We start from the raw sequence: 17993 nt of genomic DNA on the forward strand, positions 1-17993 counted from the left end.
GGACGAACATGTCGACACCGCAGAACCCGAACGAACCGGACAACGGCCAGGCACAGGATCAGAATCCTGCCGACCCGATCCCGAACGGCCAGGAGCCCGGCTTCGGCGAACCGGGACAGGAGCAGCCGACCGTGCAGGATCCGCAGGCCGGCTTCCAGCAGGGCACCTATGATCCGAACGCCCATGGCTCCTACCAGCCGGGTGCCGCACAGCCCGACTACGACCAGCCAGGCCAGACGGCGCAGAACCTCGGCTACGATCAGCCAGGCCAGACGGCGCAGAACCCCGGCTACGATCAGCCCGGCGCCCATTCGCAGCCTGGCGCCTATTCGCAGCCCGGTCCCTACTCGCAGCCCGGCGCCTATCAGCCGGGAGCGGCCTACCCGCAGGGCTATCCACAAGCCGCCTATGGTCAGCCCCACGGCGCGACGACGGGTGAGAAGGGCTTCTTCAAATCGCTGTTCGATATCCGCTTCGACAGCTTCATCGCGGTCAAGTGGGCGGGCTTCATCTACATCATCGCGATCATCGTCGCCGCGCTCTCCTACCTGGGCACCATCGTCGCCGGCATCAGCGCGGGCATCGCGGCCGGCTCCGCCGCTAGCTATTTCACCGACGGCCCGAGCTTCAATGTGCTGCCGCTGATCCTGTCGATCCTCTTCGGCTGGATCATCCCGGCCCTGTGGGTCATCGGAGTCCGCCTCGTCCTCGAGCTCATCGTCTCGAACATCAAAACCGCCGAGAACACGAAGAGGATCGCCGACTCCGTCGCCCGCTGAGGCCCTTGCGGCCGAGAGCTCGGTCTGCGACAGACAGCTCGAAATGCACCCAGAGCTGTCTGTCGCAGATGGGGCTGTCGACGGATCCGGGTTATAGGCCAAAATGTGTGTACAGGATAGCCTGCTTGCCCAGTAGCCAGTAGGGCAAGACCGGGTTGAACATGCTCTGCAACCATGTTCAGTGCCCAATCCCAGAAATCACCCCATATGTGGTGTATGTGCAAACAAGCTCGTCAAGAACGGCAAAACCAGTGCCGGACGCACCAGATGGCGGTGCAAACACTGCGGCTCCTCAGCAATTCAGACGCGCACCGATTCAGCGAAGAAGGCAGACTTCACTAGCTTCATCGCATGGCTGACCAGCACGCAGCCACGAGGCGATTTCGCTACCAGCACGCGCACCTTCACCCGAAAGATCCAATGGTGCTGGACCGTGACCCCAGGGTGGCTCCGACAGGCGAAGTCCATGACCAGATCATGCTCGACGGCACCTACTTCAACGGCTGGTGCGTGCTGATCGCCTACACCGGCACCCACGTCATCGACTGGCAATGGTGCGACCAGGAGAAGAACGCGTCCTGGACAGCTCTCATCAACCGCATTCCTGCCCCTGTTGCGGCGATCGTTGATGGCAACGGACCATTGACGACAACGATCAAGCGACTCTGGCCAACCACCCGCATCCAACGGTGTCACTTCCACATCCGACAGGCCGCGCATCGGTACCTGACCAGGCGGCCCGTCTTGCCGGCGAACAAGGAACTCCTCGGCCTGTTCAAGCTGCTGTCGAAGGTCACCAGCCTCGACGAGGCTGCGAGGTGGATGGCCGCGTTCACCTCCTGGGAAGCACAGTGGGAGTCGTTCCTCAAACACCGCACCCAGGTGCGGCCAGGAACACTGCGACCAGCACACGTGAAGCCGGGACAGCACTGGTGGTACACGCATATCAGGACCCGTCGAGCCCACAACCTGCTGGCAGGGCTAATCCGTGACAATCACCTGTTCACGTGGCTCGAACTAGCCGAAGACGGCTACACGATCGCGAAGACCACGAACCCATTAGAGGGCAGCCCGAACAAAGCGATCAAGGACTTCCTGCGAGCCCATCGAGGACTCGACATCGACCATGCCCGCCGTGGAGTCGACTGGCTGTTGTATCTACGTACCGAGGCACCCAAAGACCCGTGGTCTTTCGTTACTCCACGAGCATGGACACAATCGCGCAGCGCCCCGAAGGCGGTGAAACCCGAGACGGGCCGGGAGGAGACGAATCTTCTCTACGGGACGGGATTCAGTGTCGAAGATGGCAATGGGATCCAGAAAAGCTGGGGCGGCAGATCCCAGTGAAGACCAGCATCGACACGCCCTGCCCATACACACATTTTGGCCTATAACCCACGGATCCGCCCGCAGGAGAGCGCCCGTGAATTAGAGCGAGCCCCACATCGACGTATCGATGCAGGGCTCTGCCGTACCCCCGAGCAGATTCGAACTGCCGTTACCGCCTTGAGAGGGCGGCGTCCTAGGCCACTAGACGACGGGGGCTTAGGAACAACACACCTGGAGCGACCTCCGGATGCTGTCCGCTGGGCTACCAGGACTTGAACCTAGACTAAATGAACCAGAATCACTCGTGCTGCCAATTACACCATAGCCCACTGTCTTTCAAGGTCATCCCCGTGGAGATTTCCCTGAGCAACGAGATATAACTCTACACAAGCATCCCGCCCGACGACAAATCCCAGAGCCGTTTTTCGGTGTGACCTTCTTAACATCACCGCACGGGCCCGAAACCGCCGGTGACCAGCCACCGCACGGGCCCGAAACCGCCGGTGACCAGCCACCGCACGGGCCCGGGACCGCCCGTGACCAGCAGCCGCACGGCTGCCGATCACCGGCGTCGGCACGCCGCTCAGCCGCGCGCGAGGCCGATGAGCCGGTCGAGCACCCGGTATCCGTCGGCCCGCAGGCCGTTGTGCTCGTACTCGTTCGTCACCCACGGTTCGACCCCGCCGAGGTGCTCGACCGTGGCCAGCGAATGCTCCACGGGCACATAGGCGTCCTCGAAGTACACTGCCGCCGCGCCGCGGACATCGGCCGCCTGCAGCGCATCGACGTCGTACAGTCGCGGCCACTGACGCGCGGCCACGAGCTCGGCCACCTCGGCGAAGGGAGTCAGCTCGGGATCCTCGTGCAGGGACTCCGGTCCCGCATGCTCTCCCGCCAGCAGGGTGAGGTCCTCGCGCACCTGGTCAGGCATGGCGCGTCGGGCGGCCCAGTTCGTCATCGTCCCATCGGCCCAGCAGGACTCGTGCACGACAGCATAGAGCGGATTTCGCCCCGAGAACGGCAGCGCCGCCGCCAGGTCGTGCCGGAACGCCGCCGAGTCCGGGTCCAGGTCGAGCAGGTAGTGCAGCTTCTCGGGCCCGTCCGAGGAACCGAGGTAGTGACCGAGGAGGCGGATGCGCTCCCCCGTCGCCCGTGCACCGCCGGGCAGGGCGATCCCGTCTCTGGATTCGGCGAGGTCGATCAGTCGCTCCATCCTCTCGCGGTCTCCGGGGAACGCACGGTAGTGCTGCTCGGATTTGCGGATCATCCCCTGCCAGGTCCGCCCGTAGATGTCGGCCGGGTCGATGCCGATCGCCGGCAGACCGCCGGTGAAGTACACCTCGTCGAGCGAGGAGGCGTGGGCGGAGACATATCGCAGGGCGGTGAAGCCGCCGAAGGACTGCCCCAGCAGGGACCAGGAGTCGATGCCGAGGTGGTTCCGCAGGATCTCCGCGTCCTCGACGATCGAGTCGGCCCGGAAGCATGCGAGCGCCTCGGCGATCGCTGACGGGTCCTCCCCCACCGCTTCGAGACCGGTGATGGAACCGGCTGTGGAGCCGATGGGGCTCGACCGGCCGGTGCCGCGCTGGTCGAGCATGATGACCTGGAAGTCCTCGAGCGCACGCGAGATCCAACTGCCGGGGCTCACCGGCGTGACCGGACGCGGGGCCTCGACTCCCGGCCCGCCCTGCAGGAAGACGAGGCAGGGCTTCTGACTGTCCGCCTCGGTGGCGATGATCCGCGCGAAGACGCTGAGCGTCTCCGGCAGGCTCACCTGCGCACGTCCGAAGTGGTCGAACCCGGCGTCGAAGGTCACGTCGCGGAAGTGCAGGCCCCCGCGTGTCCAGGAGTGCTGGTCGACCGCGCTCACAGCTGTGCGGCCAGGGCTCTGAGGCGCTTGAGTGAGGAGTCCTTGCCGAGGATCTCCATCGACTCGAACAGCGGCGGGGAGACCTTGCGGCCGGAGACGGCGACGCGCAGCGGACCGTAGGCCAGTCGCGGTTTGATCTCCATCTCGGTCACGAGCTTCGCCGAGAGCACCTCCTCGAGCTTCGCCGTCGTCCATTCCTCCAGTCCTTCGAGGACGTCGAGCGAGGCGGCGAGCACCTCGGGTGCGGAGTCCTTGAGCGTCTTCATCCCGTCCTCGGCTATGACCAGATCCGCGTCGGAGGTGAAGAGGAACGCCAGCAGATCGGGGGCTTCGGCGAGCAGCTTCATCCGGGTCTGCACGAGCGGTGCCGCCTGGTCGAGCACGGCCAGCTGAGCGTCCGTCGGTTCGGCGGGCAGCACCTCGGCGGCCTGGAGATAGGGCACGAGGCGGTCGCGGAAGTCGGTGGGCTCGAGGAGGCGGATGTGGTCGGCGTTGATGGCGGTGGCCTTCTTCACATCGAAGCGGGCCGGATTGGGCAGGACATCGTGGATGTCGAACGCCTCGGTGAATTCCGCGACGCTGAAGACGTCGCGGTCAGGTGCGATGGACCAGCCCAGCAGCGCGAGGTAGTTGATGAGCCCCTCGGGGATGAACCCGTTCTCGCGGTGGAGGAACAGGTTCGATTCGGGATCGCGCTTCGACAGCTTCTTGTTCCCCGCCCCCATGACATAGGGCAGGTGACCGAACTCGGGCGTCGCCTCGGCGACTCCGATGGCCTTGAGTGATTCGTAGAGGGCGATCTGACGCGGGGTGGAGGACAGGATGTCCTCACCGCGCAGCACATGGGTGATGCCCATGAGCGCATCGTCGACGGGATTGACCAGGGTGTACAGCGGCTGGCCGTTCGTGCGGACGACGACGTAGTCGGGTACGGAGCCGGCCTTGAACGTGATCTCTCCGCGGACCAGGTCGGTGAAGGTGATGTCCTCATCGGGCATGCGCACCCGCCATACGGGCTCGCGGCCCTCGGCGCGGAAGGCGGCTTTCTGCTCCTCGCTCAGATCGCGGTCGAACCCGTCGTAGCCGAGCTTCGGGTCGCGCCCGGCTGCCCGGTGACGGGCTTCGACCTCTTCGTTCGTCGAGTAGGACTCGTAGATGTGCCCGCCGGCCTTGAGCTTCTCGATGACCTCGGTATAGATCTCACTGCGCTGGGACTGACGGTAGGGACCGTTGTCACCGCCGACCTCGATGCCTTCGTCCCAGTCCAGTCCCAGCCATCTGAGGGCTTCGACGACCTGCCCGAAGCTCTCCTCGGAGTCGCGGGCGGCGTCGGTGTCCTCGATGCGGAAGACGAACTTCCCGCCGGTGTGCTTGGCGTAGGCCCAGTTGAACAGGGCTGTGCGAACCATGCCGACGTGAGGGGTGCCGGTGGGTGATGGGCAGAAACGAACTTTGACGCTCACGATTGTCCTTCTGTGGTGTGTGCTGTGTGAGTCTATGGTGCGTGGTGTGTGAGTCTGTGGTGCGTGGTCCGGGAGCCGGCGGGGTGCGGTGGCGCGGATCGTACCGAGGCCGCGGGTCGCGCCGGCGCCGCCGGGAGCGGATTCGCCGAGGCGATCGTGCCTCAGGCGTCCATGACCGGGTTCGACAGAACCCCGAGGCCCTCGATCGCGATGTCGACGCGGTTGCCAGCGACGATCTGGCCGACTCCGGCCGGCGTCCCAGTGAGGATGACGTCGCCGGGCAGCAGGGTGATCGTCTCGGACAGGTGCTCGATGAGGGTCGGGATGTCGAAGATGAAGTCGGCGGTGGTGCCGTCCTGCTTCTGATCCCCGTCGACCCAGGACCGGATGCTGACTTCGTCGACGTCGAGGTCGGTTTCGATCCAGGGCCCCAGCGGGCAGGAGGTGTCGAAGCCCTTGGCCCTGGACCACTGCTTGTCGGCCTTCTGGATGTCGCGGAGGGTGACGTCGTTGCCGGCTGTGAAGCCGAGGACGTGGTCCATGGCGTTCTCGGCCCTGACCCCCTTGGCCACACGTCCGATGATCACGGCGAGCTCGGCCTCATAGGAGACGTGTTCGCTGATGGCGGGCAGTCGGATGGGGTCGCCGGGACCGATGACCGAGGTGTTCGGCTTGAAGAAGGTCAGCGGAGAGGCCGGCACCTCATTGCCGAGCTCAGCGGCGTGATCGGCGAAGTTGCGGCCGACGCCGATGACCTTCGAGCGCGGCAGGATGGGACTGACCAGACGCACATCGTCGAGCTTGAGCCTCTCCCCCGTCGATTGGGCCGGCGAGAAGAACGGGTCCGAGTCGAGGACGGCGAGCTCGAGGCCCGAGGTGTCCCAGGTCCCGTCGGTGATCGGCGGCACCTCACCCTCGACGACTCCGTACTTGGGTTCATCCTGATGCACAAATCTGGCAATACGCATGTGCCCCAGTCTAGTCAGTGCGTCGGCGCACCGATCACCGCGGCCAATGCGCGTGCTGCGGACTCGAGTTCCTCGCGGCTGCGGGCGACCACCTCGGCGGGGCGGCTGAGGGACCCGCTGGGTGCGTAGTCGTCCGGCGCGATGAGCAGCTGAGGCTGCTCGTCGGTGACCTCCATGCCCACGAAGCGGAGGATCTGATCGAGCTGCGCGCCGCCGTGGCCGCCGTAGCTGATGATCGTCGCCGGGCGGTCCTTCCATTCGACGAAGAGGTAGTCGATAGCGTTCTTCAGGCCCGCCGGATAGCCGCTGTTGTACTGCGGTGTGAGGAAGACGAGCCCATCGGAGGCGAGGATCTCCTCGGCCCAGGCCAGGGTGTGGGCGTGCTCGTAGTCGTGCAGAGCCGCCATCCGCGGTTCGTCGAGCAGCGGCAGAGCGATCTCGCGCAGATCGAGGATCCGGATGTCCGCGTCGACGGCCTCGGACATGACGGCGGCGATGGAATCGGCGAGCTGCCGGCCGATGCGCACCGTTCGGGTGCTGCCGACGATGATGCTGATGCGAGGGCGGGTGTGCGACATTATGGGGTCCTCCTGTGGTTGTCGGGCATCAGGCTGGATGGTGCAGAGTCCTGATGCGTTGGGCTTTCGCTCAACACAGTTGAATTTTGAACTATTCCGCCCGGCGTCCGCTCCCACCTGCGACACTGGAACCATGCACAATCCGTCGCATGCATCTCCGTCCCCTCGCCCCGAGGGTGTTCCCATGACCGAAGCATCCGGGACCTTCGATCTCGCGGCCATCGGTGCCGGGCTGCCTGCCGCCGCGCTCGTCGGGCAGCTCGCCGCCGCCGAGGCGGGCCCCTTCCCCCGCCTCGTCGTCGAGGCTCCTCCCGGCACCGGCAAGACCACGCTCGTGCCCCCGCTCATCGCCGACCACCTGGACAGCCGAGCCGCCGTGCGAGCCGGCACCGACAGCACCGATGTCGGGCCGCGCCGCGTCATCGTCACCCAGCCGCGACGGATGGCCGCCCGTGCCGCCGCCCGGCGGCTGGCCGCCCTCACGGACACCCGCCTCGGCGAGGAGATCGGCTTCACGGTCCGCGGCGAGGCGCGGACCTCGGCGCGGACCCGCATCGAATTCGTCACCACCGGTGTGCTCCTGAACCGGCTGCTGCGCGACCCCGAGCTCGGCGGAGCCTCGGCGGTCGTCCTCGACGAGGTGCACGAACGTCAGCTCGACACGGACCTCGTCTTCGCGATGTGCCGGGAACTCATCGACTTGCGCGAAGATCTCGCACTCGTCGTCATGTCGGCGACCCTCGACGCCGGCCTGTGGGCTGAGAAGTTCGGCGCGGTGCGGCTGTCGGCAGCTGCCGATGCGCATCCCCTCGAGATCCGGTGGGCAGCGGCGCAGGAGAAGCCGCTCGATGCCCGGGGTGTGAGCCGGGACTTCCTCGACCACATCGCGCAGACGACGCTCGCTGCTCTGTCGCAGGACAGCGGCGATGTCCTCGTCTTCGCTCCCGGTGCTCGTGAGGTCGAGGAGGTCGCCGCCCGCATCCGCCGCGGCCTGCCCGAGGATTCCGCGGCAGACAGTGCCGACGTCGAGGTGCACACCCTCACCGGCCGGACCCCGGCGAAGGAGCAGGATGGGATCCTGCGGCCCCGCACCTGCAGGGCGGGTGGGCGCCGCGTCATCGTCTCGACGGCAGTTGCGGAATCGGCCCTGACGGTTCCCGGGGTCCGCATCGTCGTCGATTCGGGTCTGGCACGCGGCCCGCGCTTGGACACCCGTCGGCGGATGTCGGGACTCGTGACGATGCGGGAGTCGAAGGCCTCGGGAACTCAACGCGCGGGTCGAGCCGCCCGACAGGGACCCGGCATCGCGTACCGCTGCATGAGTGAGGCCGATTGGGCAGGTCTGCCCGAGCACACACCCGCCGAGATCTCGACAGCCGATCTCACCTCGGCGGTCCTACAGCTCGCAGTGTGGGGCGGGGACGAGTCCCTGCTGCCCGAACCGATGCCCGAGGGACCGCGGAAGCTGGCGATCGGCAACCTCACAGCCATCGGGGCGGTCGAATCCGCCGAGGCGGGTGCCGGCAGCGCACGGCTGATCGTCACCGAGCTCGGACGCACGATCGCCCGGATTCCCGCCTCCGTCTGGTCGGCCAGGGGGCTGCTCGACGGAGCCGCGCTGCTGTCGCCGACCGCTGCCGCCGAGGCGATCGCCGTCATCGAATCCGAACAGCGTGCCCCGGGCGCCGACCTCACTGCGCTGCTGCGCCAACTGCGTCGGAGCAGGGATCCTCGCTTCGGTCAGGACACGAAGCGGTTCGCAGGGCTGGCCGCGGAATTCGCGCCGACATCGGCGGGCACCCACACGGCTCTCGATCCGGACGATCTCGGGCTCGTCACCGCTCTGTCCCAGCCGCTGCAGATCGCCCGGCTGCGCAGCGCCTCGGAGTCCGAATACCTGCTCGCCTCGGGGACGGCCGCGACGCTGCCGCGCGATTCGTCTCTCACAGGCGCTGCATGGTTGGCGATCTCCGAGGTCGGGCTGGTCGGTTCCAGAGCGCTCATCCGCGCGGCTGCCATCATCGACCAGGACACTGCCGAGCTCGCCGGTGCCGGGCTGCTGGCCGCGGAGGAGACCGCGGTGTTCGACCAAGGACGGGTGCGAGCGGTGCGCCGGACCCGCCTCGGCGGGATCGAGCTCTCGGCCACACCGATCACAGCCGGTCCCGAACTGGCACGCACGGCGATCGCCGAATCCGTACGCACCCGCGGCGCACGCGAAGTGCTGCGTCCCTCGGACTCCTTCGAATCCCTGCGTGCCCGGCTCGGCCTGCTCCGCTCCGTCTTCGGCGAGCCCTGGCCGGACGTGCGCTGGTCACATCTGGAGCAGACTCTGACCGACTGGTGCCCGGACGCGCTCGACCGGATGGCTAAGGGCTCGGATTCCGGCCGGGTGGACCTCGTATCGGCTCTGCGCACCCTGCTTCCCTGGCCGGAGGCCGCACGGCTTCGCGAATTGGTCCCGGAATCGCTCGAGGTGCCCAGCGGATCGCGCATCCGCCTGGACTACCCGGAGCCCGAACGGGCCGATGACGGCCCGGTTCTCGCGGTCAAGCTCCAGGAGTGCTTCGGCTGGGAGGCGGTCCCGCGCATCTGCGATGGGAGGGTGCCGGTCACCCTCCATCTGCTCTCCCCCGCCCGACGTCCGCTCGCTGTCACCGCCGATCTCGCCTCCTTCTGGGCCAATGCGTACTCACAGGTCCGCGCCGAGAACCGGGGACGCTATCCGAAGCACCCCTGGCCGGAGGATCCGCTGAGCGCACCCGCGATGCGGGGCACGAAGCGGTCTGGGACAATGAACCGGTGACCTCAGCACCCGCCCGTCCTGCCGCGCCGACGACCTTCGGCCGAGGCGATGTCCTGCCCGCCCGCACCTGGCGGCGGATGCGGGACGAGCACGCCGCGGCGGTCGCCGCGCGCACCGATGCGCACATCGCCCGGCGGATGCGCGGCGAGGCCCATCCCGTCGAGGACTTCCTGTTCACCTACTATCCGTTCAAGGTCGGGCAGCTGGCGAAGTGGAACCCCGGGCCCGGCATCCGCCTCGAGCTCGAAACCGATGCCGATCGCCAGTGCTTCGATCGTCGCTGGTACCGCCTCGACCACGCAGGCACGAACGCCGAGTTCGATCTCGACGCCTGGCAGGCCGATCGGGGGGACGGAGCGAAGTTCATCGCCTCACTCCTCGCCGCCACCCTGCACCGGGAAGCGAACTTCGGCTGCTTCGGGATCCATGAATGGGCGATGGTCTACCGGCTGAGCGAGGAGGAGCGCCGCCATCAGCAGGTGCCCCTGCGTCTCAGCCCGGCCGAGACCGATGCCGTGGTCGAGGGCCATCGCATCCAGTGCTCGCACCATGATGCCTTCCGCTTCTTCACCGAACCGGCACGGCCGTTGAACACGCTGCAGCCGAGCCGGTCCGGCATGATCGACAACGAACAACCCGGGTGCCTGCATGCGGGCATGGACCTCTACAAATGGGCGATGAAGATCGGACCGGTCGCGCCCTCGGCTCTCGTCCTCGACTGCTTCGATCTCGCCCTCGACATCCGCACTCTGGATATGGAAGCCTCTCCCTATGACCTGCGCGGATGGGGCTACGGAGTCGTCGCCGTCGAGACCGCAGCAGGCAAGGCCGAGTACATGCACCGGCAGAAGGAATTCTCCGCACGTGCCCAGGCGCTCCGGCGGCGGCTGCTCGAGTCCCTGGGATCCGCAGGCGTGCGGCCGCGCTGAACGCCGCGTTGAACGGGGGCGGACTTCACAGGCTGGACACGATCGGCGCTCGGCTGCCGTGACGCCTACTCTCGACGTCATGCGCGCCATCGTCTTCGAAGAGTTCTCCGTCCGTCCCGAGCTGCGGGACATCGCTGCCCCGGTCGCCCCCGCTGCCGGGGTCGTCATCGACGTCGAGGCCACAGGGGTGTGCCGCAGCGATCATCATGCCTGGACCGGTCACGATGAGTCGATCCGCCTGCCGCACGTTCCCGGGCATGAGCTGGTCGGTCGAGTCGCCTCGGCGGGGGTCGGTGTGGAGGAATTCCATGTCGGTCAGCGGGTGACCGTGCCCTTCGTCTGCGGGTGCGGGCGCTGCCGCTGGTGCCGCTCCGGCAATGCGCAGGTCTGTCCGGATCAGACCCAGCCGGGCTTCACCCATTTCGGCTCGTGGGCCGAGCAGGTCGTCATCCACCAGGCCGATGCGAATCTCGTGTCCGTGCCCGAGGAACTGCCTGCCGCCGCCGTGGTCGGACTCGGCTGTCGATTCGCCACCGCCTTCCACGGACTGCGCGTGCGGGCGGAGCTGACCGCCGGTGAGACGGTGGCCGTGTTCGGCTGCGGGGGCGTGGGACTGTCGGCGATCATGATCGCTCGAGCCCTCGGCGCCGAGGTCGTGGCCGTCGACGTCAGCCGGGCCGCCCTCTCGTCGGCTCGTCGTCTCGGTGCGGTCCGAACCGTCGACGCCGGCGGGCTGAGCCCGGAGGAGCTGAGCGCCGAGGTCGTCTCCCAGGTTCACGGCGAGTGCCCGGACGGGGTGGCCGTGACCGTCGACGCGCTGGGCCGTGAGGATACGATCCGGGCGGCCATCGGCGCTCTGGCGCCGTTGGGCCGGCATGTGCAGATCGGTCTGCTGCCGCAGGCGCCGGTCGTCGATCTGCCGCGCGTGATCGCACTCGAACTCAGTGTGCTCGGCTCCCACGGCATGGCCGCCGCCGACTATCCCGAGCTCGTCGACCTCGTGGTGCAGGGGCGACTGCGCCCGCAGGATCTCGTCACCACCGTCATCGGCCTCGCCGACGCGCCGGAGGCGATGGAGGCCATGAGCCTGCCTGCGGCATCGGCCGGGATGACGATCATCGACCTGGCGCGGTGATCGCCTCCTCCGCTCACACCACGACGGTCAGGATTCACACCATGACGGCGAGGACGACGGCCGCTTCCTGACCGGTCCAGCGCCCCAGCAGCCGACCCTCGGTTCCTTCGGCCGGTGAGTCGAGGCTCAGCCGGTGCAGCATTTCGACGTCGCGGGCACCGGGCAGCGGTCCCGTCCCGAAGGCTTGGGCCACCTCGGTGATCTCATCGATCCGTCGTCCGTCTTCGTCGACGCGGAACTGCTTCGCCGAGGTTCCGGCCGTGGCGATGGCCTCGTCGAGGCGTTGGCGGAAGACCGGATCGCCCATACCCGCGTAGACCCAGCGTTTGCCGAGCACGGAATGCTCCATGGTCGCGATCAGGTGCTCATCGGCACCGTCGAGCGGGGCTCCGCGGTAACTCAGCGGAACCTGGAAGTGTCGGTCGCCGCTGCGGACGATGTGCACTTCGAGGCCGACCTCACCGGCGGGATCATCGAATCGGTAGGACGTGACCGGCTCGAGCGGTGCGGAACCGAGATCGAGGTCCGCCGCCCAGTCCTGTGCGGCCACCCATTCGGTGACGACCTCGAGCTTGCCGGGATTGAGCTGCGCGGCATAGATATCAGCCATGACGGTTCCTCCTGACGTCGGTGTTCGGGGCGGGCTCAGGCCTTGCGGGTGCCGGGGATCCACTCTCCGTCGACGACCTCGTAGTCGGCGAAGACGGCGGGGGCTTCCTCCCGCATGACCTCGCCGATCTTGTTGAACACGAGGCGGATCTCCTCTTCGGCGCCCTTGGCGGTGCGCATCTCGATGACGTGGCGCAGAGAGCGCAGGTTCGCGGTGTAGACGATGCCGGTGGCCAGTCCTTCGGGGGCGAAGCGGCGCATGAACGAGGTCATGTGCTTCTTGTGGGAGAACTTCGTGCCCTCCTCGTCGAGTTCGAAGTGCTCGGCCATCCACTTCTGATGCTCCTCGAGCGTGTCGAGGACCTTCAGGGAGCGCTCCATCAGCTCGGGATCCTCACGGGCCCATTCGGGGAACCAGAACGGGATGTCGGACAGGCGCACATAGCGCAGGGACTCCTGCGAGAACGCGGAGCCGGCGCGGTGGCGGATGAGCTCGTGGGTGAGCACGCGGGAGACGTTGTGGAGGACGAACGTGAAGTTCGCGTGTTCGAGCACGGAACCGTGCTGGGAACGCACGACATTGCCCAGGTACTGAGCGGAATCGGTGCGCACTCGGGAGACGTTCGGATTGAGTCCGGGCTCCCAGGAGCGGTAGCACATGCGGCCGGAGAACTCGAGGAGATCCTCGGCGTCGGGCGAATCGGCCTCTTCGACGCGATCGGCCCAGTTGTTGCCGCCCACCTCATCGAGGTACGTCCTCATCGCTTCCCAATCGATGCTGGGTTTGGCGAGCAGTTCAACGGACGGTTCGACCTGGCGCATGGCTCTCCTTGTGCAGGGTGCAGTTGTTCTGGTGCAGAGTGCAGTCGTTCAGCGGTGGAGTGTGATTCCCAATCCTACAGACCCGAACACTATCCCACAGACCCGAGCAAAAGGGGTGGATTCTCAGATCGCTACCGATATCTCCGACCGAATCTGACCATGAGCACGACCGACCCGCCGCCGAAGAACACGACGCCGACGGCTGCGGCGATCGTGGCGATCAGCTGCGACCGTCCGGGAGCATCGATGACGATCCCGGTCAGCGTCATCACAACGAGGAATCCGCAGGCGAACGTCAGCAGCACCGCGGATGTGATGCCCAAGAGCAGTCCGCGCCGGGTGCCCATGCCGACCAGCTGCATGCTGCCGGCCACAATGCCGGCAGCGAAGAATACAGCTACGAAGAGCCCGGCCATCAGACCCGCGCCGATGAGCATGATCAGTCCGACGACGACGAACAGGCACGAGACGAGGATGAGCAGCACCGCCTCACGCCGCTGTCTGCGCCAGGCATAGGTGAAGATCGCCTGCAGCTCGTCGTCGCTCACGGTTCGGCCCGCCCCCAGACCCGGTCGGCGCAGCGCGTCACCGGCCGCACCGGCACCTGGTCGGAGACGACGAAGGCCCATGCCTCGGGTTCTTCCACCATCACCGAGGCGGCCCCTGCGCGATCGAAGACGACCGCGGCTCCGTCGTCGATGGCCAGTCCCGGGCCGGGCAGCTCGCCGGAGCCGATCCAGTCATGGAACGTCTCCGCGCGGTCGGCTTCACCGTGGAAGTGCGGGCATGCGCTGCCGGAGATGAACCCGAGCCCGTCGTTGAGCGGCGCCAGCTGTCCGAAGGAGTCGGTGGATGAGGCATCGAACCAGCAGTTCGCTCCCGCGCTGATGCCGGCCAGGATGACTCCGCCGGCGGCGGCCTGTCGGAGGGCATCGTCGACCCCATGCCGTCGCCACAGGGCGAGGAGGTTGACGGTGGATCCACCCCCGACATAGACGAGGTCCATGTCCAAGAGCATGCTCGGATCCGAATACTCCTGCCCGGCCTGCCCGAACAGGGACAGAACATGTGTCTCGACACGTTCGGCGAAGGCGTCTTCGAAGCGCTGGATATAGGCGGGGTCGTCGCCGGAGGCCGTCGGTACGAAGCAGACACGCAGGTCAGAGACCGCGTTCGGGCTCTCCGTCCCGACATCGGGGCGCGGCGCACGTTTCCGGCGATTCACCCGTGCCTGTTCTGCCATCTTCAGCAGGCGATCGTCGATCACGGAGCTCCCGTCCTCCGCCATCGAGAATCCGCCGCCGCCGAGGGCCACGATCGTGCCGTCGACTCTCTTCTCGTTGCGAATGTCGGGGCACCCGGTCTCGTTCCTCAGGGCACGCGATGGGTCCATTTGTCGGTCCCGAACTTCTCCTCGACGAGGGTCTGCGCCCTCTCCAGCTCGGCCTCGGTGTAGGTGTCGTAGGAGGCGCCGTACCGGGAGGCGAAGGTCTCGGCCATGACGTCGATGATGTCCTTCCGGGCCTCACCGGTCTGGCTGCGCAGCGGATCGACGCGCTTCTTCGCGCTCGAAACTCCTTTGTCGGAGATCTTCGCCTCGCCGATCCGCAGGACTTCAACCATCTTGTCGGCGTCGATGTCGTAGCTCATCGTCGCGTGGTGGAGCAGCGTGCCGTCGCGCAGGCGCTTCTGAGCGGCGCCGCCGATCTTGCCGCCTGTCGACGAGATGTCGTTGATGGGCTTGTAGAAGGCGTCGACGCCGAGGCTGGCCAGCGCTGCCAGCACCCATTGGTCGAGAAAGACGTAGGACTCCTCGTAGTCGAGCCCGGCGACGAGGGCGGGCGGGACGAACATCGAATAGGTGATGCAGTTGCCGCCCTCCATGAACATGGCACCACCGCCGGAGATCCTGCGGACGACCTGGACGTCGTGCTTCTCCACGCCTTCGGGACGCAGCTCGTTGACATAGGACTGGAAGGCACCGATCACGGTTGCGGTGTCCTCCCATTCCCAGAACCGCAGCGTCGGCTTCCTCCGTCCGGCGGCGACCTCTTCGAGCAGCACCTGGTCGAGGGCCACGTTCACCTGGGTCGGCAGGACCTCGCCGCGGATGACCTGCCAATCGAAATCGGTGAAGTTCGCGGCCGAACCGAGGGCACGGCGGACGACCGTGGCGATGTCGGCCGTCGAGAAGCCGTGCATGGCCAGCTCGGAGCCGTAGCCGGCGAGCGCGGAGTCGAGTCGCTGGCGCAGTGCCGCATTGTCGGCGTTGACGCTGGCGCCTTCGAGTGCCGGTGCCAGGTCGAAATACGCTTCTTCGGGTTCGAGGAAGAAGTCGCCGGAGATCTTGACCTCGGTGATGGTCTTGCCGTCGGTGGTCACATCGGCGACTACGAGCTTGCCGCCGATGACCTTAAATTCGCCGTGGAAGTGCTGCGTCTCGTTCGTCATGCTTCCCAACCTACTCCCCCGTCAGCGAGTTCCACAGAAAGCGGTAGCTCAGAGCCCGGGTGAATGCCGTCTGCTCATTGTCCGAGGCCGCCGAGTGCCCGCCTTCGGTGTCTTCGAAGAACCAGACGTTCTCGATGCCCTGTGCCTGCATCCGCGCGGCCATCTTCCGTGCCTGGACGGGACCGACCCGATCGTCCGAGGTCGCTGTCCAGAACAGCACGGGCGGATAGTCCCGGTCGGCCTCGATGAGGTGGTACGGCGAGAACGTGCGGATGAATTCCCAGTCCTCGCCCACGTCCGGGTCTCCGTATTCGGCCTTCCACGAATAGCCGGCGCTGAGCTTCGTGTATCGCCGCATGTCGAGCAGTGGCACGCCGCAGGAGACGGCGCCGAAGAGCTCGGGGTACTGGGTGAGCATGTTCCCGACCAGAAGGCCGCCGTTCGAACCTCCGGCGCAGGCGAGTCGTTTCGGGTTCGTCACCCCGCGATCGATGAGGTCACGGGCGACCGCCGCGTGGTCCTCAAAGCATAGTAGCCGGTTCTCCCGCATCGCCGAGGTGTGCCAGTCGGGTCCGTATTCGCCGCCCCCGCGGATGTTGGCCAGCACATAGACGCCCCTGCGTGCCGTCTCCACCCCTGTGCGCCGGCTCAGCCAGCCGATGCCGACGACGGGCGAGTACACGGGGGTGCGGCTGACTTCGAAGCCTCCGTAGCCGTCGAGCAGCGTGGGGTTGCCGCCGTCGAGTTCGATGTCCTCGTCGCTGATCTGGAAGTACGGGACCTTCGTGCCGTCGGCGCTGGTGGCGAAGTGCTGTTCGACCCTCAGCCCATCGGACGGGAACAGTGCGGCTGCGGACTTGATCACCTCGGCGTCGGCTTCGTCTCCCTCGGACGAGGGGGCCTCCGAGGCGCCATGCGACGGTGTGCCCAATGTTCCGTACGACAGAGTCGAGGGGGTGAGGAAGCCTGTGCTGACCATCCAGTAGTCGTTGGCGGTCGCCGGGTCGAACTTGTCGACCGCGGCGAGCCCGACCATGTGATTAGCCGGCACCCCCGGCAGTGCGGACTCGGCGAAATCGTTTTCGAGGTCGAGGACGACCAGCTTCGACTGCACATCGGCCAACAGCTCGAGGACGAGGAAGTCATGGGTGAAGGTGAATGACTGCAGCGATGTGTGCTCGTCGGGGGTGAAGATCACCCGAGGAGTGATCTCACCGGCCTTGACGTCGGCGATATCGGCGATGGCGAGTCCTCCGGCGGACACCACGGCGGTGCCTGCGTCCCAGGACGACTGCGGTCGGAAGAGCACCAGATCGCGCTCGAAACCGACCTGGACGTCGGTCGGGACCTCGACCGTGGTGATTGCCTCCTTCCACACTTCGGGGTCGGCGGAGACAGTCCCATCGGCCTCCTTGATGTCATCGAGGTCGAGGAAGCTGAATCGGGAGTTGAAGAAGTCGATGGCGTCATCGAGGACGACCCGATCGGTGGTCTCTGTGCCGGGCCTGACGTCGCTGCCGACGAAGATGGCGACATGGTTACGGGGCACCTCGGCGACGATCGGAGCCTCGGACACATCCTGCCCGCGTCTGAGCGCTCTGGCCTGGCGGGCGTAGGACGAGGTCGTCAGGGAGTCCTCGTCGGTCTCGGTCGCCACGAGCACGGTGTCGTCGTCGAGCCAGGCCAGTCGCGTCTTGGCAGCCGGGATGTCGAAGCCGCCGTCGACGAACTCCTTGTCCTCGAGATCGAATTCGCGGACACGATGTGAGTCTCCCCCGTCAGGCGACAGCAGGACGAGAGCGCGACGATTGTCGCTGCGGCGGACCATCGCTCCTGACCAGACCCATGCCGTGTCCTCACGGGCGGCCAGCTCGTCGAGATCGAGCAGCACTTCCCAGTCGGGTGTCGGAGTGCGGTAGCTGTCCCAGGTCGTACGTCGCCACAGTCCCTTCGGGTTCGTCTCGTCCCGCCAGAAGTTGAAGAAGTGTTCTCCGCGTTTGGTGACCATCGGGATCCGGTCGTCGGAGTCCAGTGCGGTGCGCAGTTCGTCTGAGATGGCGTCGAAGAGTCCGTCGTGGAAGCGGTCGAGCGTCTTCGCGTTCTGCTTTCTGACCCAGTCGAGCTGTGCTTCGCCGGTGATGTCCTCGAGCCAGAGGTTCTCGTCGTCGGGCATCTCAGCGCTCGTCGTCGGGGCTGTACTCTCTTCACGCATGCCACCCATCCTAGTGAATGCTGTCGCGGCTGCCACTGTGTG

Annotated in this window: 16 protein-coding genes and 2 tRNA genes; 6 read left to right on the plus strand and 12 right to left on the minus strand. The window is 66.6% G+C overall.

Annotated features, from left to right (window positions below):
- Positions 1-8 precede the first annotated feature (8 nt).
- The 3 genes from IIE29_RS01010 to IIE29_RS01015 all read left to right on the plus strand — a co-directional run bounded on the left by IIE29_RS01010 (position 9) and on the right by IIE29_RS01015 (position 2126).
- Positions 9-779, plus strand: coding sequence for a DUF4282 domain-containing protein (locus IIE29_RS01010; protein WP_209323338.1), 771 nt, complete (start codon positions 9-11; stop codon positions 777-779).
- Between the two features lie 181 nt (positions 780-960).
- Positions 961-1296: a transposase-like zinc-binding domain-containing protein gene (locus tag IIE29_RS17215; RefSeq protein ID WP_425491425.1), complete on the plus strand. Its 336-nt coding sequence runs from the start codon at positions 961-963 to the stop codon at positions 1294-1296.
- Positions 1200-2126, plus strand: coding sequence for an IS256 family transposase (locus IIE29_RS01015; protein ID WP_209323339.1), 927 nt, complete (start codon positions 1200-1202; stop codon positions 2124-2126). Before IIE29_RS17215 ends, IIE29_RS01015 begins: the two co-directional genes overlap by 97 nt.
- 125 nt (positions 2127-2251) lie before the next feature.
- On the opposite strand, the gene IIE29_RS01020 is transcribed toward IIE29_RS01015, so the two are convergent.
- The 6 genes from IIE29_RS01020 to IIE29_RS01045 form a co-directional block, all read right to left on the minus strand.
- Positions 2252-2324 (minus strand) — tRNA-Glu (locus tag IIE29_RS01020).
- A gap of 41 nt (positions 2325-2365) precedes the next feature.
- Positions 2366-2437 (minus strand) — tRNA-Gln (locus IIE29_RS01025).
- 254 nt (positions 2438-2691) lie between these two features.
- On the minus strand, positions 2692-3978 hold the full coding sequence (locus IIE29_RS01030) for an alpha/beta fold hydrolase (RefSeq protein WP_209323340.1): 1287 nt from the start codon (positions 3976-3978) through the stop codon (positions 2692-2694).
- Positions 3975-5387: a glutamate--tRNA ligase gene (gene gltX / locus IIE29_RS01035; protein WP_246475701.1), complete on the minus strand. Its 1413-nt coding sequence runs from the start codon at positions 5385-5387 to the stop codon at positions 3975-3977. The genes IIE29_RS01030 and gltX overlap by 4 nt, the downstream gene beginning before the upstream one ends.
- A 215-nt stretch (positions 5388-5602) precedes the next feature.
- Complete coding sequence (locus tag IIE29_RS01040) at positions 5603-6409, minus strand: fumarylacetoacetate hydrolase family protein (protein WP_209323342.1); 807 nt, start codon at positions 6407-6409, stop codon at positions 5603-5605.
- Between the two features lie 14 nt (positions 6410-6423).
- Entirely contained in the window at positions 6424-6987 is a 564-nt protein-coding gene (locus IIE29_RS01045) for an NADPH-dependent FMN reductase (RefSeq protein WP_209323343.1), read from the minus strand.
- 184 nt (positions 6988-7171) lie between these two features.
- Between IIE29_RS01045 and hrpB the strand changes: the two genes are divergently transcribed.
- From hrpB to IIE29_RS01060, 3 genes are all read left to right on the plus strand, one after another.
- Complete coding sequence (gene hrpB / locus IIE29_RS01050; RefSeq protein WP_209323344.1) at positions 7172-9793, plus strand: ATP-dependent helicase HrpB; 2622 nt, start codon at positions 7172-7174, stop codon at positions 9791-9793.
- Between the two features lie 77 nt (positions 9794-9870).
- Positions 9871-10722: a 3-methyladenine DNA glycosylase gene (locus IIE29_RS01055; protein ID WP_209324084.1), complete on the plus strand. Its 852-nt coding sequence runs from the start codon at positions 9871-9873 to the stop codon at positions 10720-10722.
- Between the two features lie 79 nt (positions 10723-10801).
- The gene (locus IIE29_RS01060) at positions 10802-11857 is read left to right on the plus strand and encodes an alcohol dehydrogenase catalytic domain-containing protein (RefSeq protein ID WP_209323345.1); all 1056 of its coding nucleotides are present in this window, start codon (positions 10802-10804) and stop codon (positions 11855-11857) included.
- 34 nt (positions 11858-11891) lie between these two features.
- On the opposite strand, the gene IIE29_RS01065 is transcribed toward IIE29_RS01060, so the two are convergent.
- From IIE29_RS01065 to IIE29_RS01090, 6 genes are all read right to left on the minus strand, one after another.
- On the minus strand, positions 11892-12467 hold the full coding sequence (locus IIE29_RS01065; protein WP_209323346.1) for a maltokinase N-terminal cap-like domain-containing protein: 576 nt from the start codon (positions 12465-12467) through the stop codon (positions 11892-11894).
- 35 nt (positions 12468-12502) lie between these two features.
- On the minus strand, positions 12503-13288 hold the full coding sequence (thyX, locus tag IIE29_RS01070) for an FAD-dependent thymidylate synthase (protein WP_209323347.1): 786 nt from the start codon (positions 13286-13288) through the stop codon (positions 12503-12505).
- 131 nt (positions 13289-13419) lie between these two features.
- Positions 13420-13836, minus strand: coding sequence for a hypothetical protein (locus tag IIE29_RS01075; protein WP_209323348.1), 417 nt, complete (start codon positions 13834-13836; stop codon positions 13420-13422).
- The gene (locus tag IIE29_RS01080) at positions 13833-14681 is read right to left on the minus strand and encodes a Type 1 glutamine amidotransferase-like domain-containing protein (protein WP_209323349.1); all 849 of its coding nucleotides are present in this window, start codon (positions 14679-14681) and stop codon (positions 13833-13835) included. Before IIE29_RS01080 ends, IIE29_RS01075 begins: the two co-directional genes overlap by 4 nt.
- Positions 14660-15739, minus strand: coding sequence for a lipoate-protein ligase small subunit (gene lplB / locus IIE29_RS01085; protein WP_209323350.1), 1080 nt, complete (start codon positions 15737-15739; stop codon positions 14660-14662). The genes IIE29_RS01080 and lplB overlap by 22 nt, the downstream gene beginning before the upstream one ends.
- 10 nt (positions 15740-15749) lie before the next feature.
- Positions 15750-17951, minus strand: a complete 2202-nt coding sequence (locus tag IIE29_RS01090; RefSeq protein ID WP_209323351.1) for a prolyl oligopeptidase family serine peptidase — start codon at positions 17949-17951, stop codon at positions 15750-15752.
- Between the last annotated feature and the right edge of the window lie 42 nt (positions 17952-17993).

Origin of the sequence: Brevibacterium renqingii, from assembly GCF_017808095.1 — a bacterium.
Classification (GTDB): domain Bacteria; phylum Actinomycetota; class Actinomycetes; order Actinomycetales; family Brevibacteriaceae; genus Brevibacterium; species Brevibacterium renqingii.

What these genes read in the sequence shown, in the direction of transcription:
- IIE29_RS01015 (WP_209323339.1), top strand. Translation starts at nt 1,200, where the DNA reads ATGGTGCTGGACCGTGACCCCAGGGTGGCTCCGACAGGCGAAGTCCAT.
- hrpB (WP_209323344.1), top strand. Translation starts at nt 7,172, where the DNA reads ATGACCGAAGCATCCGGGACCTTCGATCTCGCGGCCATCGGTGCCGGG.
- IIE29_RS01090 (WP_209323351.1), bottom strand. Translation starts at nt 17,951, where the DNA reads ATGCGTGAAGAGAGTACAGCCCCGACGACGAGCGCTGAGATGCCCGAC.
- IIE29_RS01065 (WP_209323346.1), bottom strand. Translation starts at nt 12,467, where the DNA reads ATGGCTGATATCTATGCCGCGCAGCTCAATCCCGGCAAGCTCGAGGTC.
- IIE29_RS01045 (WP_209323343.1), bottom strand. Translation starts at nt 6,987, where the DNA reads ATGTCGCACACCCGCCCTCGCATCAGCATCATCGTCGGCAGCACCCGA.
- IIE29_RS01040 (WP_209323342.1), bottom strand. Translation starts at nt 6,409, where the DNA reads ATGCGTATTGCCAGATTTGTGCATCAGGATGAACCCAAGTACGGAGTC.
- IIE29_RS01055 (WP_209324084.1), top strand. Translation starts at nt 9,871, where the DNA reads ATGCGGGACGAGCACGCCGCGGCGGTCGCCGCGCGCACCGATGCGCAC.
- lplB (WP_209323350.1), bottom strand. Translation starts at nt 15,739, where the DNA reads ATGACGAACGAGACGCAGCACTTCCACGGCGAATTTAAGGTCATCGGC.
- IIE29_RS01060 (WP_209323345.1), top strand. Translation starts at nt 10,802, where the DNA reads ATGCGCGCCATCGTCTTCGAAGAGTTCTCCGTCCGTCCCGAGCTGCGG.
- IIE29_RS01080 (WP_209323349.1), bottom strand. Translation starts at nt 14,681, where the DNA reads ATGGACCCATCGCGTGCCCTGAGGAACGAGACCGGGTGCCCCGACATT.
- IIE29_RS01010 (WP_209323338.1), top strand. Translation starts at nt 9, where the DNA reads ATGTCGACACCGCAGAACCCGAACGAACCGGACAACGGCCAGGCACAG.
- gltX (WP_246475701.1), bottom strand. Translation starts at nt 5,387, where the DNA reads ATGGTTCGCACAGCCCTGTTCAACTGGGCCTACGCCAAGCACACCGGC.
- thyX (WP_209323347.1), bottom strand. Translation starts at nt 13,288, where the DNA reads ATGCGCCAGGTCGAACCGTCCGTTGAACTGCTCGCCAAACCCAGCATC.